Source organism: Natrinema caseinilyticum (genome assembly GCF_024227435.1).
GTDB lineage: Archaea > Halobacteriota > Halobacteria > Halobacteriales > Natrialbaceae > Natrinema > Natrinema caseinilyticum.
Window position 1 is genome coordinate 3350465 of sequence record NZ_CP100445.1, and the last position, 13982, is coordinate 3364446.

Below are 13982 nucleotides of genomic sequence, written 5' to 3' on the forward strand. Positions count from 1 at the left end.
TCGCTGGTAGCGGGTCGTATGGAGCTCCCGTCGTTCTCGAGTTACTGGAACGAAATCGAACCGACGCTGTTGATCGCCATCGGCTTCGTCCTGTTCATCTTTCCCGAACCGGCGACCTCCGCGTTCGGCGCGGGACTCATGCTCCTCGGCGTCAGCTGGTGGTTCTACGAGTGGGGACGGTGAAGATGTGCCAGTCGGCGAGGGAGCACCGGTGGCGCGGAGACCACTCGGAGTGAGTCGACTCCGACCGACGTGACTCGTTTCGACCGCCGTAACTTCCCGTTGCTCCTCGACCGCGTTGCTCGCTCGGTGTTGACGAGAGCGGCGTCGCGTTTCCGTCGCCTCAATCGCCGGTCGCCGTGCGATCGGACGCCGCCGTGACAGACTTCGCGTCAGCGCGCGGAACCTCGAGCGTCACGACGGTGCCGCGGGGATCGTTGTCCGTAACGGAGAACTGTCCGCCCGTCCGGGTGACGATCCAGTTGACCAGCCAGAGGCCGAGCCCGTTCGCGTGTCGGAGCTGCGTGATTTCCCGATCGCCCTCGAGAAGGTCGCGCTCGTCGTCGGGGATTCCGGGTCCGTCGTCGGCGATCGAGAGCGTGAGTATATCGTCCTCCGGGCAGTCCGAAAGCGTCACGTCGATGCTCGGACGCGGCCGATCGGTGTGCTCGACGGCGTTCTCGAGGACCTGAAAGATGGCCGTTTGCAGGTACTCGTCGACGCGAGCGAAGCTTCGGTCCGGCAGCGAGCAGTCGACGTCGACGTCGCTGTGGGTACTCTCGAGGCGGGCGACGGCCCGCTCGACTGCGCGGGTCTTCGCGGCGAGATCGCTGCGGATGCTCGAGTACAAGTGCGAACGCGAAGGGACGCACTTTGTGGCCGTCGATCCGGCTGGCACGACCAAAGAGTGTGCAGCCTGCGGCGTTTCAACCGACAAACCGTTGTGGGTCCGCGAACACTCGTGTCCGTCGTGCGGGTTCGCCTCCGACAGGGATTGGAATGCAGCGTGGAACATTTTTTCTCGCGGAATCAAGCAGTTAGGAGCGGGACGCTCCGAATCAACGTGGTTCGAAAATCTCCGATTTTCGTCATCACGAAAGGCTTCGCCTTTCGAACGACCTGTGGAGACTGCGCTCCCTACGGGGACCCATTCGGTTCCTGCAAAGCGCGTCGTTGAATCAGGAAGCTCCACCCTCGAGGAGCGAGCGCAAGCGAGCGAGTAGGGTGGGGTAGTTCACATTCGACTCACGATCTGAGTCGTCACCGCCGCAGTGAAGAACGTCCCGTCAGCGCCCGGCTCGTGTCCGCTATGCCATCGTATTCGTGTCAGCGAAGCCCTCGAGGATACCCTGGCCGTCGGTCGGGCCGACGTCGGGAAGGGTGACGCGCTCGGGATGGGGCATCAACACCGCGACGGTGTCGCGGTCGCCGAGGACGCCGGCAACGTTGTGTTTGGATCCGTTGGGGTTCACTTCGGGTCCGGTCTCCCCGTTCTCGTCACAGTACCGAAAGAGGACCCGACCCTCGTCTTCCAGTTCCGCGAGTCTGTCGTCGTCGATCTCGTAGCGGCCCTCGCCGTGGGCGATCGGAACTTCGATGACGTCGCCTTCGGTGTAGGCGGCCGTCCACGGTGTATCGTCTCGTTCGACGCGCAGGTAGACGTGTTCGCACTGGAAGCGAGCGCTCTCGTTGGTCGTAAAGGCCCCCTCGGTGAGGCCGGACTCGCAGCCGACCTGGGCTCCGTTGCAGATGCCGAGGACTGGAACGCCCTCGGCCGCAGCGTCGCGGATCTCGGCCATGATCGGCGAACGGGCCGCCATCGCCCCCGCACGCAGGTAGTCGCCGTAAGAAAAGCCTCCCGGCAGGACGACGCCCGTCGTCTCCGCGGGCAGGCCGTCTTCGTGCCAGACGATCTCGGCGTCGATGTCGAGATGGGCGAGGGCGCGTTCGGCGTCGCGATCGCAGTTCGAACCGCCGAAACGGATTATCGAGACCGTCACAGTCTCCACCCCGCGGTGTCGTGACCGCCGGATTCGATAGTGGTGATGGGACCCGCCATCTACCGTTCGTCGACCTCCACGTCGTAGTCGTGGATCGTCGGATTCGCCAGGAGTCGTTCGGCCATCTCGTCCGCGCGATCGCGTGCGCCGTCCGCGGAGTCGGCCTCGAGATCGATCTCGAAGCGGTCGGCCGAGCGGAGGTCCTCGAGCGCAAAGCCCAGTCGCTCGAGGGCCCCCTTCGTCGTCTCGGCTTCGGGGTCGAGCACGCCGTGTTTGAGTCGAACCGTCACCGTCGCGGTGTAGGCGGTCATCATCTAATACCCCGTAACCGTGCTCAAAAACGCTTTCGTTGTCTCCCTGCAATGCACGTACGTGGTCACAACCTGGCGCTCTCGATGACAGGTCACCGCTCGCCCGGCCGACGTCCGGTGGCGATCACGCCGGGCGCGCAACGACGATGTCGCCCGTCGCGTGGACGGTGATCGAGTACGCGTCCAGTTGGAACGACACTTGGCCGATGTTTCGGCCCGCGGTCCCGCTCGTCGGCGCGAAGAGCGTCTCGAGGCTCTCGGGGTCGATTTGGTCGTAGAGTCGTTCCACCTCGGTTGGGTCGGATTCGGAGAGCTCAGCGACCGTCGAGACGATCGTCGTCGTCAGCGAGTCGGTACCCGCCCAGTCGTGTGAAACGAACGCGGTCTTCCGTTCGCGATCGATTCGTGATCGTCCGTAATCGTGTGGTTTAGCCGTCATTGTAGTTACCTATCAGCTGGCGACTGTCACTGTACGTGACTGAAACATCGTTCCACAGACGAAGGTATAAATCCCTGTCAGACAATTTACGATCGATTGTAGGACAAAATAATCCCATTCGCGAGACGGGGTGGCGGTTTCTCGCGAGCGTCCGTCATACGTCAGACACGCGGTGCCGGATCGATCGAGGGACCTGCCCTCGAACGCTCGCTTTCGCAGTCGAACCGGCGAGCGCGCCGAGAAACCGTGCCCAACGGCGTCAGACAGTCGGCCGGGACGCTCGAGCCGACGGATCGCGGGCCACAGCGACGACGACCGCAGGCTCCAGGGACCGGTCGCGGTCGAGACCGGTGGCCCGGCGACGAGTCGACGATTGGACGCAATCGGCAAGACGGGGGTGTGCCGCGGTGGACGCAATCGGCAAGACGCGACTGTGCCGCGGTGGACGACCGGCGAACGACGGCCGGTTACGTTCACCCGGTGGAAGTGTCGGATCAATGGGGTGGTGTGGGTAATTCTCACGCCGCACCGCGGAAAGCAGGATTTTTAGCCGCTCGAAAATTGGTGTCCATCGTGATGAATCGACATTCGCTCGAGCGGAGGTGGCAGCGTTGACGACCGACGTAACCGAAATCACGGTGATCGGGGAGGACGACACCGGACTCGTCGCCCGAGTGACCAGCCTCCTGTTCGAGCGAGGGATCAACATCGAGGACCTCGACCAGGCCGTTCGGGACGGTGTCTTCCGGATGTATCTGGCCGTCGACACCTCCGAAATGGTCTGTACGGAGGCGACGCTCCGGACGGATCTCAACGACCTCGGGGACGACCTCGGACTCGACGTTCAGGTTCGGTTCCCCGCCGACCGCGAAACGCAGCAGATCGCGGTCCTCGTCACCAAGGAGAGCCACTGTCTCGAGGCGTTGTTCGAGGCATGGGCAAACGACGACCTCGGTGCTGACATCGGCGTCGTCATCGGCAACCACGACGATCTCCAGCCGCTGGCCGAACACTACGACGTGCCGTTTCACGACGTCGGCGACGAGGGCGGCCAGCAAAACGAGGAGCGCCTCCTCGAGTTGCTCGCCGAGTACGACGTCGATCTGATCGTTCTCGCCCGGTACATGCGCATTCTCAGCCCGAACGTCGTCTTCCGCTACGAAGATCGCATCATCAACGTTCATCCCTCGTTGTTGCCGGCGTTCCCCGGCGCGGAGGCGTACCGGCAGGCAGTCGAGGAAGGCGTCCGCGTCGCCGGGGTCACCGCTCACTACGTCACGACCGACCTCGATCAGGGGCCGATCATCACCCAGCGCGCGTTCGACGTGCCCGACGACGCCGACGTCGCGGAGATGAAACGTCGCGGCCAACCGCTCGAAGCCGACGCTCTGCTCGAAGCCGTCCAGCTTCACTTGAACGGCGACGTTTCGGTCCATCGCGGCCGGACATCCGTCCGGGAGAACGGCGATACGTACCAGCTCGGCCTGCCCGACGAGATCCGGGAGTTCACCCCGGACCGGCCGGTCGACGGAATCGGGAGCGCGGTCGCCGACAACCAGTAGGTCCCTCGGATCGGTCTCTGCGGCGATCGGCCGGACCGCCGTCAGTGCGTCAGGCCGACCCCGACATCTCCCAGGTCTCGAGGCACCCGTCGCTACAGAAGTGCTTGTAGACCGCCGTTCCGTCTTCGACGGTCGTCACGACGCGCTGTTCGGAAGACGGTCCTGCCCGTTCGCCGCAGTGGTGACACGCGGGTGCGTCCTCGTCCGTCGAGTCAGTCATCGATCGACAGATGGGGCGAGACTCACTTTAACGAATTCATTTCGGCCACATCGGCCGTGAAGGGTCTATTCGCCCCGATCGCGTGTTGTGGGGACTGATGCCCGATATATCGACTGTGCCGCTCGATGTCGGTGGTGCGTACGTGCGCGTCCACGGGTACGCTTATCGCCACCGACGACGTACGTTGGTATGTCATGACACAGCAAGAAATACAGCAGGAGTTGTACGTCGACCAGTACACGCTCGGTCTCGTCGGTCCCGACCAGGAGTGGGCGGGAACCGTCGCCGACGGGGGCACGGTCACGACCTATACGCCGCCGGGGTGTTGGGGGCCGATGATCACGCCGAAGTTTCGCGGGGGACACGAAGTGACGAGGCCGATCCGCGTCGAGGGCGCGTCCGTCGGCGACGCCGTCGCGCTCCACATTCGGGACGTCGACGTGACGAGTATGGCGACGAGCACGGGATCGATGGCCGAGCGGGAGGACGCCTTCGGCGACGACCCGTTCGTCGATCACCGCTGTCCGGAGTGTGGCACCGAGTGGCCGGAGACCGTCGTCGAAGGGACCGGCGAGGACGCGATCATGTGCGCCGAGTGCGGTGCGAACGCCTCCTCGTTCGGTTTCGAGTACGGCTATACCGTCGCCTTCGACGACGACCACACCGTCGGGATCACGCTCGACGAAGACGGCGCACACGACCTCGCCGAAAACGCCGACGAGGTGATGGACATTCCTGAGAACTCACGCCAGCACCCCATCGTACTGTACGAACCCGGCGAGATGCCCGGCACCCTGGGACGACTGCGCCCGTTCATCGGGAACGTCGGCACGACCCCGCCGATCACGATGCCCGACTCGCACAACGCGGGCGACTTCGGCCAGTTCCTCATCGGCGCCGAACACGACTACGGCCTCGAGAGCGAAGCCGACCTCGAGGCCCGCACCGACGGCCACATGGACGTCCCGCAGGTTCGACCGGGCGCGACGCTGATCTGCCCGGTCAAGATCGACGGGGCCGGAATCTACGTCGGTGACTTGCACGCGAACCAGGGTGACGGCGAACTCTCGTTGCACACGACCGACGTGAGCGGCACCGTCACGATGGACGTCGAAGTCATCGAGGGTCTCGAACTCGACGGTCCGATCCTCCTGCCCACCGCCGAAGACCTCCCGTTTATCAGCAAACCGTACAGCGACGAGGAGCGCGAAACGGGTCGCGAACTCGGCGAAAAGCACGGCGTCGACGTGGAAGACGACATGGGCCCGATTCAGGTGATCGGCTCCGGCGCGACCGTCAACGACGCGACGCAAAACGCGTTCGACCGCGCGACCGAACTGCTCTCCATGAGCGAGGGCGAGGTCCGGTCGCGGTGTACGTTCACCGGCGGCGTCCAGATCGGCAGACTCCCCGGCGTCGTTCAACTCGACATGCTCGCGCCGATGGGCGTCCTGGAAGACCTGGATATCGCTCAGCTGGTGCGCGAGCAGTACGGGCTCTAGACCGACCCGGTACCCTGCTTTACTGGTGCGACCCGAGTCGGGTCGACCCGTGTCCCGTCCGGCCGACCGGGAGAGATCGGATCTTCCGTATCCGTTACGATTATCACCAAAGATTATTGCCTCACCTGGTGGACGAGCGACCGTGATGGCTGGATCACAACAACCGGAAGAGATAACATTTCAAGAACACGTGCTGACGGAGAGAGAACGAGAACTCTCGAGTCAGATCGAATCCGTAGAGTACATCGATGCGAAGGCGGCAAGCCTGTTCACGTTGATTACCGGCGCTTCGGGAGTCATTTCGCTCGTCGCCGTCATCTCTCCGTACGTCGGGCTTCCCGTCCCTCCCTCGCAAATCTCTCAAGCCGACGTCCTCGAGTACTACGAGCCCTTCTTGCTCGAACCCTCCATCTTCGTCGGCATCGTGTGCCTGCTGTTCTCGCTCGTATTCGCGGTGGTGACCCGCGACGTCGGTGACTATTACGACGGATTAAAAGAAGAGCATATCGACGCGGCCGTCGCCGACATCAAAGCGAAATCAATTTCGGAAACGTGGCGGATCGACGTAGTGGAGAACCTCGAGGAGAGCGTCGAACACAATGCCAGACGCATTCAGTACAAGACGTTTACGTACAGCGTCTCCGTCTACTTATTGATGGGATCGATTCTATTTCTTTTCATCGGTCTGTACAACATCGCGTTAGACACGTCCGTGCTCGCTTCGTACGTATCCGTGGTCGTAGTCGGCGTGGTAATCATCGGAATCAGGATCTTATCGATGATTAGAGCGCCGACCGCGGACGAACACGCGCCCCAAAATCGAGGAATGCCGAATACTCCCATCGCCCAGGTTGCGAAGGCCGTGTTTAGACGCTAGTGAAATTGCCTGTCGGAATTTTTCGGATGTGAAGCGAGCACTGTCCGATACGTACTCCAGACTGGCTCGCTTCACCGACCGATGCATCGAATTATTTCAGAAGTCTGTCTGAAGTGGTCCGAAGGAACTGATCGACGAAGGGAACTAAAACTCGTACTCGGAAACGAGATACCCGTCTCGAGGATAGAACCGCAATTGTCTGCAGACCTATTTGATAACGGAGAGAGACGGGCAATTGGCTCCACCAGCATCGCTCGTCGTTCGTCAAATCGTAACTACGCAAAACAGCTCAAAATTCGTGTGATTTCGCGCGTCTAAACGAGATTCCGTTGCGAGAAAACGGACAACGAACGGTAATCCGTCGAGCGTTGACGATCGATCGTTTGGCGTTGACGATCGGTAGTGGAGAGGCGACGACCGGTATCGGAACGGCGAAAACGTCGGCCCGTTACCGACTCGCGTCCTCTCTGGATCCGCCCTGAACGGCCGGGACCACCGTCAGCGTCGCGTCGTCCGGCACTCGGTGCTCGAACTCGGTGCGCTCCCCGTCGACCGTCGCTCTGACGCTCGGTCGGACGGTATCGCCATCGTAGAGGTATCCTTCCGCCCGCGGATACGCGTCGACGAGGGCGGCCATGGCATCGGCGACCGTTCCACCCGACCACTCGAGTGTCACCGTTTTGGCACCAGTCGCGCTCCGCAGGGGGCCGTACACCGTGACTACGGTCTCCATGGGTGTGACTGGGTCGAGCGGACACATATACCGACCGGGCGGACCGGTCGTCCCGTGCCCGTCTAAAAACTCGGGGACCGACTCTCATACGGACTACTGTACGTCATTACCGGTGCATCCGCAGGACGGTCGCAGGTGCACCGGTACATCGGTACAGCAGACCGTATCAGTCGTCGCTCGGTTCGGCGGTACTCGAGGCCGCCGCCGTCGCGTCTCGCTGGCCGGTCCACTCCGGAGAGAACGCCGATACCACGGTGAGGCCGATCATCGCGAGGACGATGAGTCCGAGGACGACGCTCGCGATGGTCGCGACTCCGGTGGTGAGGTTGAAGAGGACGATACCCGCCGCGATTCCACTGGCTGTTGCGAGAGTCATTTTCGCTCACTCGAACGTGGCCGGTCCCCCCCATATGAGGGTTACTTTGTCCGGTTCCCGTTGTGAAACGATACCAGTGGCCGTACGAGAGTTCGTCCGGGACCGTCGCGCGCCGAGCGGCGCCGGGGTTCGCCGTTAGCCGTTCAGAGACGTCGGACCGCGCCGATCGCGGTCGAGAGCGGCGGTGCGTCGAAGATCTCACGACCGGTGTACGCATTTGCGCCCGAACAGTACATGTCGCGGGCCGTCTCGAGGACGCCGTCCGCGAGCGGTTCGGGGTCCACGTCGCACAGCGACTTCCAGTCGGCGACGTCCGCTCGCTTTGCTTCGGCTTTCGCGGCTTCGACGGCCTGCACCCACTCGGGCTGGGTGCGCTTGTGGTACTGGCGCAGCACCTCCTTCGAGAGCTGCGTCCCCTCGTAGCTGAATCGGTTTTCGTCGAACGTGCCGACGACGTCGGCGACGCGGATTTCACCCCGATAGTACAGGCACTCGATCTTGCCGTCCTCGTGGACGAGTCCGGCCGAACTGGCCTGGTCGGTGACGATCCGATTGACCTCGCGGGCGACCGACGCGAGGTCCTCGATGTCGGCCGCGCCCGCGATCGCGTCGGCTTCGTCGCGCTCTAAGTAACGGTCGCCTTCCTCGTACTTCGTCGAAAATTCGACGATCGGGTCGTCCAGGTCGACGGCCTCGTCCGGCCACTCGTCGAATTCGAGGCCGTGATCGGCGGGTGCGGTCCGGCGCCGGAGGCTCGAGCCGACCGGGACGCGGTTTCGGAAGACGATTTCGAGCGGAATCAGATAGTTCTCGCCGGCCGCGTCGTGGTAGCGGTCGTACTCGTACTCCCGTCCCTCGTGTGGCAGGTCGGGCACTTGCGTGAGGTCGATAGCCATCTCCGAGGGCGGGTGAGACGCGTTCTCGAGTTGGATAACGTCACCGTTCTCGACGACGCCCCGATAGTGAGTTGGGACCCCTTCGCTCTCGAGGAGTTCGAAGTTGAACGCGCCCATCGCACAGAGGCTCGCACCTTTCTGCGGGATCTGGTCGGGCATCTTTCCCCAGTCGAACACCGAATAGTCGTCCGTGAAGACGAACGAGCCCCGACCGAGGTCCGTCGCAGTCGCTTCTTCCTCGATGCGGAATTCTTTGACGCTCGTCACGCGAGACACCTCGGGACGCACTCGGCGCCGCAGTTCATACCTCGATTGCCGTGTCGGGACCGTAAGAAGGTTTCAATATCCGATTGGCATCCGGTGACCGACGACGAAACGCCCACGAGTACGAATCGGCGGTCGAATCGCTCGCTCAGTCGTTTTCGATGGTCTCGAGCAGTTCCCTCGCGTCCGCTCGTAACGATTCTTTCAGGGTCCTCTCGTCGATGAGTCTGCGAAGCGTCGACCGGCACTGCGGCGTCGCTACCGATTCGAGGGCCCGCTTTCGGAACTGATCGGTCAGTCCCTCCCGTCGAACGAGACGCTCGAGTTCGTCGCACTCGTTCGCCGTCTGTAGCTCGCCGATGGCACGCCGTCGCGTTTCGGCTGTGGCGCTCTCGTCGAGTACGAGATCGAGACACTCCGCAGGCGTCCGAGAACTCATGTGGTGGTTTTCGCGGCCCCGGCGGATAACTCCACGACCTGCGTTCGACGAGCGTCACTCGCCGGTGAGGAGAGCGAACCGTACGGGTTTCGGGAAACGCGCGCTGCGCGTGGATACGCTGGAGCGAGAATTTTCCGGTTCGAGAACGAAGCTGGGTGCGTGATCCGATCGATTTCGGTCCGGAACGTCGCGCAGGCCGCGTCCGGTCGCTCGCAGATCGGCCGCGACGGTGACCCGGAGGATCGTCCAACCGCGAGGTGGCTGTGACGTGGATTACCTCCACTTTGCTCTCGGGAGCGTGCTTCTCGCTACCGTCGTCGTGGACCTCCTGTGGACGACGATCTGGGTTGAGGGGGGTGCGGGTCCGCTCACATCGCGGCTGCTGGCGTGGGCGTGGAGTGGCTTCCGACGAATTGGAGATCGGAACTCCCGTCTGCTCACGCTCTCTGGACCGCTCTGTCTCGTGATCGGCCTCACTGTCTGGATCTCCCTTCTGTGGGCGGGCTGGACGCTCATCTTCGCGAGCGCCGACTCTGCCATCATCGATACGATCGACGGCGGACCGGTCTCCTGGCTGGACCGTCTCTATTTTACCGGATACACGATATTCACGCTGGGAAACGGTGATTTCGCCCCACGGGATGGTATCTGGCAGTTCGTGACCACGCTCGCGACGGCCAGCGGAATGTTGTTCGTCACCCTGAGCGTCACCTACGTTCTTTCCGTCCTCGACGCCGTCACGCAGAAACGGTCGTTCGCGAGTAACGTGAGCGGTCTCGGAACGCGGAGCGCCGAAATCCTTCGAACGAGCTGGGACGGCGACGAGTTTCGAGGCCTCGACGTGCCCCTGAACGAACTCACCTCGCAACTAAACGTGCTCACGGAGAACCACAAGGCGTACCCGATCTTGCATTATTTCCACAGCAGACAAAGCGACCGTGCGCCGGTGACGAGCATCGCGATCCTCGACGACGCGCTCACGCTGCTTCGTTTCGGCGTCCCCGAATCGGATCGTCCGAGCGACACCATCGTGAAAAACGCGCGGATGAGCGTCCACAGTTATCTCGGGACGGTCCACGAGACGTTTATCGAACCCGCGGATCGGTCTCCACCCGACCCGGCTCTCGACTCGCTTCGCGAGGCAGGAATCCCGACCGTTTCCAACGAGGAGTTCGCCGCGTCCCTCTCGGATCTGACCGAACGCCGGAGGACGGTGCTCGGTCTCGTCGAGTCGGACGTCCGGGAGTGGCCGTCCCTGGACGGACGGCGTCCCGGTTCGTGACGCCGGACCTGCGAAGCCGTCGCCGTCCAGTTCGAAAGTCGCGGGTGTCGGGCCCGCACATTCCTGTGTCGAATTCGCAATTCCGTGTGCGGCGGGTCCACACATCCGCGCGTCGGGCCCGCAAATCCATCACGTTTTTCTCACTGTACGGGAATCTTTCGCCGATGGAGCGACCGGTGACCGAGGCCGACCTCACGTTCGAACACGTTCCCGAGACCGACCAGTCCTTCGAGAACGCACTGGCAAAGGCACGCGACGGCGACCGTCTCACGGTCGACGACGCGATCGAGTTACTCACCACGGGGACCGACCGTGAGGGGATCGATCGGACGCGCAAGGAGCGCGTCCTCGAGGCGGCCGACCGCCGCCGCGCGGAGACCGTCGGCGAGGAGGTCACGTTCATCGCGAACCTCAACAACAACGTCACGACGGCCTGTAACGTGGGCTGTCTGTTCTGTAACTTCAAAGATGCCGCCCACACCTTCGAGCGCGAGACCGATATCGAGACGGCGGGATTCACGAAGACGCCCGCCGAGTCGCGCGAGATCGTCGCCGACGCGGTCGAACGCGGCATCTACGAGGTCACGTCCGTTTCCGGCCTTCACCCCGCGTTCGCACTCGACGACGAACACCGGGAGATACTCGAGGCGCATTCGAACCCGAAGGCGGTCAACTACAAGTCCCCTGACCTGTACGCGACGAGTCCCGGAACCTACACCGAGCAGATGACCGCGATGAGCGTCGACGGGGTTCACGTCCACTCGATGACGCCGGAAGAGGCGTATCACGCGCGACGCGGGACCGACTGGTCGTACGAAGAAGTCTACCGGCGGCTGCGAGATGCGGGGCTCGATACGGTCCCCGGCACGGCCGCCGAGATCCTCGTCGACGAAGTCAGGGACGTGATCTGCCCCGGAAAGATCGACACCGACGGCTGGCTCGAGGCCATGGAGGCCGCCGCGACCGTCGGTTTCGACATGACGGCGACGATCATGTACGGTCACGTCGAAAACGAAGCCCACCGCGCGGTGCACCTGAAACGGGTCCGCGACTTACAAGACCGGACCGGGACGATCACGGAGTTCGTTCCGCTTTCTTTCATCCACCAGAATACCCCGCTGTACGAACATGACGTGGTATCCGGTGGCGCGAGTACCGACGAGGACGAACTGATGATCGCCGTCTCGCGGCTCTTCCTCGACAACGTCGATCACATCCAGTCTTCGTGGGTCAAGTACGGCGACCAGCAGGGGTTGAAGCTGCTCTCCTGTGGCGCCGACGACTTCATGGGGACGATCCTCTCCGAGGAGATTACCAAACGGGCCGGCGGGGAGTTCGGCGAGTACCGATCGTTCGCCGACTACGTCGACCTCGTGCGTTCGATCGGCCGGATCCCCGTCGAACGGTCGACCGACTACGAGAAACGTCGCGTGATCGATCCCGACCAGTCTCCCATCGGCCCCCAACTCGGCCCGAAAGCGGACGGAACCCCGCTGCTGACTCGCGAAGAACGTGACGAACGCGAAACCCGGACCGCGCCCGCGGACGATTGACCGGTTGGGGACGATCGACCGCCCCTGACGGCGCCCGCCGCCCTCGAGCCCGCGATCGACCGGGCGCCGTCAGGGGCGCGCGGATCGGTATCGAAGGCCGGTACTCCCGACGGGACTCGAACGGGTTCCGGTGTGAAATGCTTTATATAACGTCGAAATGAGATATGGGTATGCGACTCAAAGACAAGACCGCATTTATCACTGGCGCAGGGTCCGGCCTCGGTCGGGAGGCCGCCGAACTGTTCGCCGAAGAGGGCGCAACGATCGTCGCAGCAGACGTCGACCACGAGGGTGCCGAGGAGACGATCGGCCGGGTCGAAGACGCTGGGGGGGAGGGAACGGCACTCGAGGTCGACGTTCGCGACTCGGACGCGGTTCACGCGGCCGTCGACGAGGCGGTCTCGGCGTTCGGTCTCGATATCATGCTCAACAACGCCGGAATCAGTCACGGCCGCACCGCGGTCGAGGATATCGACGAGGACGAGCGCGACCGCGTTATCGACGTGAACGTCAAGGGCGTCTGGAACGGCTGTCACGCGGTGATCCCGCATTTCAGGGAGCAAGGGTCGGGGGCGATCGTGAACACGGCCTCGCTGGCCGGCGTCATCGGTGCGCCACAGCTGGGAGCGTACTCGCTGACGAAGGGCGCGGTCGTCAACTTCACCCGCACGGTCGCGGCGGAGGTCGGTCCGAACGGCGTCCGGGCGAACGCGGTCTGCCCGGGCGTGACGGACACGCCGATGCCCCGAAAGAACCAGACCGAAGCGGAGTGGGAAGCGACCAAAGAGGAGATGGCCCGTCACTATCCGCTCAAGCGACTCGGCCGGCCCGAAGACATCGCCAACGCGATGCTGTTCCTGGCGAGCGACGAGGCCGACTGGATCACCGGGCAGGCGCTGGTCGTCGACGGCGGCTTCTCCTGTTCGTAGCCTCGGACCGGTTACCCGAACTACCCGAACCGGCTCCGCGTCGAACCGATTTCGCGAGTTCTCGAGGGAGGAAGTGTTTCGGTGCCGGCGACGAAAGAGCGTGGTATGTCGACGGACGAATCCTACGTGCGGCGGGCGATCGAACTCTCGAGGTCGGCGGTCGAGAACGGTAACACGCCCTTCGGCTCGCTGCTCGTGATCGACGACGACGTCGTCCGGACGGACGAGAACACCACGCTCACCGAGGACGACATCGCGGCGCATCCGGAGTTCAAACTCGCCCGGTGGGCCGCACGCGAACTCGAGGCGGCCGAGCGCGAGGCGTGTACGATGTACACCAGTACGGAGCCGTGTCCGATGTGTGCGAGCGCGATCGCGTACGCCGGGCTCGAGCGGGTCGTCTACAGCGTCTCCGTCGACTCGCTCGCGGACGTTCGAGACGACGGCGTGATCGAAATCCCCTGCGAGGAGGTCTTCGACCGGGCCGACGCGAGGACGGACGTCGACGGACCGATCCGAGAAGCGGAGGGACTCGCGGTTCACGACGCGTATTTCTAGCGTCGTTTGCCCTCCTGCGCGGTCGACGGGCCGGTTAGCGC

At 63.4% G+C, this 13982-nt stretch carries 16 protein-coding genes and 2 pseudogenes; 9 read left to right on the forward strand and 9 right to left on the reverse strand.

Translation table 11 applies throughout. The features are described from left to right. The first annotated feature begins 18 nt into the window (after nucleotides 1-18). Nucleotides 19-183, forward strand: coding sequence for a hypothetical protein (locus NJT13_RS16470; protein ID WP_254522719.1), 165 nt, complete (start codon nucleotides 19-21; stop codon nucleotides 181-183). 160 nt (nucleotides 184-343) lie between these two features. Here the strand turns inward: NJT13_RS16470 and NJT13_RS16475 are convergent. Then, nucleotides 344-814, reverse strand: a pseudogene (locus NJT13_RS16475) (sensor histidine kinase); the annotation flags it as partial. A gap of 16 nt (nucleotides 815-830) precedes the next feature. On the opposite strand from NJT13_RS16475, the pseudogene NJT13_RS16480 reads away from it, so the two are divergent. Next, nucleotides 831-1223: pseudogene (locus tag NJT13_RS16480) on the forward strand (zinc ribbon domain-containing protein); the annotation flags it as partial. A gap of 84 nt (nucleotides 1224-1307) precedes the next feature. Here NJT13_RS16480 and purQ read toward each other — a convergent pair. The 3 genes from purQ to NJT13_RS16495 form a co-directional block, all read right to left on the reverse strand. Continuing rightward, nucleotides 1308-2000 (reverse strand): phosphoribosylformylglycinamidine synthase I, encoded by a 693-nt coding sequence (purQ, locus tag NJT13_RS16485; protein ID WP_254522720.1) that lies wholly within the window; start codon nucleotides 1998-2000, stop codon nucleotides 1308-1310. 59 nt (nucleotides 2001-2059) lie between these two features. Continuing rightward, complete coding sequence (gene purS, locus NJT13_RS16490; RefSeq protein WP_254522721.1) at nucleotides 2060-2311, reverse strand: phosphoribosylformylglycinamidine synthase subunit PurS; 252 nt, start codon at nucleotides 2309-2311, stop codon at nucleotides 2060-2062. 124 nt (nucleotides 2312-2435) lie between these two features. After that, nucleotides 2436-2750 (reverse strand): HalOD1 output domain-containing protein, encoded by a 315-nt coding sequence (locus tag NJT13_RS16495; RefSeq protein ID WP_254522722.1) that lies wholly within the window; start codon nucleotides 2748-2750, stop codon nucleotides 2436-2438. Between the two features lie 602 nt (nucleotides 2751-3352). On the opposite strand from NJT13_RS16495, the gene NJT13_RS16500 reads away from it, so the two are divergent. Continuing rightward, nucleotides 3353-4312: a formyltetrahydrofolate deformylase gene (locus NJT13_RS16500; RefSeq protein ID WP_254522723.1), complete on the forward strand. Its 960-nt coding sequence runs from the start codon at nucleotides 3353-3355 to the stop codon at nucleotides 4310-4312. Nucleotides 4313-4361: 49 nt separating this feature from the next. Here the strand turns inward: NJT13_RS16500 and NJT13_RS16505 are convergent, their stop codons facing one another. Next, nucleotides 4362-4532, reverse strand: a complete 171-nt coding sequence (locus tag NJT13_RS16505; RefSeq protein WP_254522724.1) for a DUF7576 family protein — start codon at nucleotides 4530-4532, stop codon at nucleotides 4362-4364. Between the two features lie 194 nt (nucleotides 4533-4726). Between NJT13_RS16505 and NJT13_RS16510 the strand changes: the two genes are divergently transcribed. Further along, nucleotides 4727-6034, forward strand: a complete 1308-nt coding sequence (locus NJT13_RS16510) for an acetamidase/formamidase family protein (RefSeq protein WP_254522725.1) — start codon at nucleotides 4727-4729, stop codon at nucleotides 6032-6034. A gap of 145 nt (nucleotides 6035-6179) precedes the next feature. After that, nucleotides 6180-6911 (forward strand): hypothetical protein, encoded by a 732-nt coding sequence (locus NJT13_RS16515; protein ID WP_254522726.1) that lies wholly within the window; start codon nucleotides 6180-6182, stop codon nucleotides 6909-6911. Between the two features lie 448 nt (nucleotides 6912-7359). On the opposite strand, the gene NJT13_RS16520 is transcribed toward NJT13_RS16515, so the two are convergent. The 4 genes from NJT13_RS16520 to NJT13_RS16535 all read right to left on the reverse strand — a co-directional run bounded on the left by NJT13_RS16520 (nucleotide 7360) and on the right by NJT13_RS16535 (nucleotide 9619). Next, the gene (locus NJT13_RS16520) at nucleotides 7360-7644 is read right to left on the reverse strand and encodes a MoaD/ThiS family protein (RefSeq protein ID WP_254522727.1); all 285 of its coding nucleotides are present in this window, start codon (nucleotides 7642-7644) and stop codon (nucleotides 7360-7362) included. 166 nt (nucleotides 7645-7810) lie between these two features. Beyond that, complete coding sequence (locus NJT13_RS16525; RefSeq protein ID WP_254522728.1) at nucleotides 7811-8020, reverse strand: hypothetical protein; 210 nt, start codon at nucleotides 8018-8020, stop codon at nucleotides 7811-7813. Nucleotides 8021-8163: 143 nt separating this feature from the next. Further along, nucleotides 8164-9183, reverse strand: coding sequence for a phosphoribosylaminoimidazolesuccinocarboxamide synthase (locus tag NJT13_RS16530; protein WP_254522729.1), 1020 nt, complete (start codon nucleotides 9181-9183; stop codon nucleotides 8164-8166). A 145-nt stretch (nucleotides 9184-9328) separates the two neighbouring features. Continuing rightward, nucleotides 9329-9619 carry a hypothetical protein gene (locus NJT13_RS16535; protein ID WP_254522730.1) on the reverse strand — a complete coding sequence of 97 codons (291 nt, stop codon included), beginning with the start codon at nucleotides 9617-9619 and terminating at the stop codon, nucleotides 9329-9331. Nucleotides 9620-9887: 268 nt separating this feature from the next. Between NJT13_RS16535 and NJT13_RS16540 the strand changes: the two genes are divergently transcribed. The 4 genes from NJT13_RS16540 (at nucleotide 9888) to NJT13_RS16555 (ending at nucleotide 13941) form a co-directional block, all read left to right on the forward strand. After that, the gene (locus tag NJT13_RS16540) at nucleotides 9888-10901 is read left to right on the forward strand and encodes a potassium channel family protein (RefSeq protein ID WP_254522731.1); all 1014 of its coding nucleotides are present in this window, start codon (nucleotides 9888-9890) and stop codon (nucleotides 10899-10901) included. Nucleotides 10902-11065: 164 nt separating this feature from the next. Further along, on the forward strand, nucleotides 11066-12454 hold the full coding sequence (gene cofH / locus NJT13_RS16545; RefSeq protein WP_254522732.1) for a 7,8-didemethyl-8-hydroxy-5-deazariboflavin synthase subunit CofH: 1389 nt from the start codon (nucleotides 11066-11068) through the stop codon (nucleotides 12452-12454). A 170-nt stretch (nucleotides 12455-12624) separates the two neighbouring features. Further along, on the forward strand, nucleotides 12625-13383 hold the full coding sequence (locus NJT13_RS16550) for an SDR family NAD(P)-dependent oxidoreductase (RefSeq protein WP_254522733.1): 759 nt from the start codon (nucleotides 12625-12627) through the stop codon (nucleotides 13381-13383). Nucleotides 13384-13488: 105 nt separating this feature from the next. Next, entirely contained in the window at nucleotides 13489-13941 is a 453-nt protein-coding gene (locus NJT13_RS16555) for a nucleoside deaminase (RefSeq protein ID WP_254522734.1), read from the forward strand. The last annotated feature ends 41 nt before the right edge of the window (nucleotides 13942-13982 follow it).

Coding starts and splice junctions, on each gene's coding strand:
- NJT13_RS16470 (WP_254522719.1), top strand. CDS start 19: ATGGAGCTCCCGTCGTTCTCGAGTTACTGGAACGAAATCGAACCGACG.
- purS (WP_254522721.1), bottom strand. CDS start 2,311: ATGACCGCCTACACCGCGACGGTGACGGTTCGACTCAAACACGGCGTG.
- NJT13_RS16495 (WP_254522722.1), bottom strand. CDS start 2,750: ATGACGGCTAAACCACACGATTACGGACGATCACGAATCGATCGCGAA.
- NJT13_RS16505 (WP_254522724.1), bottom strand. CDS start 4,532: ATGACTGACTCGACGGACGAGGACGCACCCGCGTGTCACCACTGCGGC.
- NJT13_RS16510 (WP_254522725.1), top strand. CDS start 4,727: ATGACACAGCAAGAAATACAGCAGGAGTTGTACGTCGACCAGTACACG.
- NJT13_RS16515 (WP_254522726.1), top strand. CDS start 6,180: ATGGCTGGATCACAACAACCGGAAGAGATAACATTTCAAGAACACGTG.
- NJT13_RS16520 (WP_254522727.1), bottom strand. CDS start 7,644: ATGGAGACCGTAGTCACGGTGTACGGCCCCCTGCGGAGCGCGACTGGT.
- NJT13_RS16525 (WP_254522728.1), bottom strand. CDS start 8,020: ATGACTCTCGCAACAGCCAGTGGAATCGCGGCGGGTATCGTCCTCTTC.
- NJT13_RS16535 (WP_254522730.1), bottom strand. CDS start 9,619: ATGAGTTCTCGGACGCCTGCGGAGTGTCTCGATCTCGTACTCGACGAG.
- cofH (WP_254522732.1), top strand. CDS start 11,066: ATGGAGCGACCGGTGACCGAGGCCGACCTCACGTTCGAACACGTTCCC.
- NJT13_RS16550 (WP_254522733.1), top strand. CDS start 12,625: ATGCGACTCAAAGACAAGACCGCATTTATCACTGGCGCAGGGTCCGGC.
- NJT13_RS16555 (WP_254522734.1), top strand. CDS start 13,489: ATGTCGACGGACGAATCCTACGTGCGGCGGGCGATCGAACTCTCGAGG.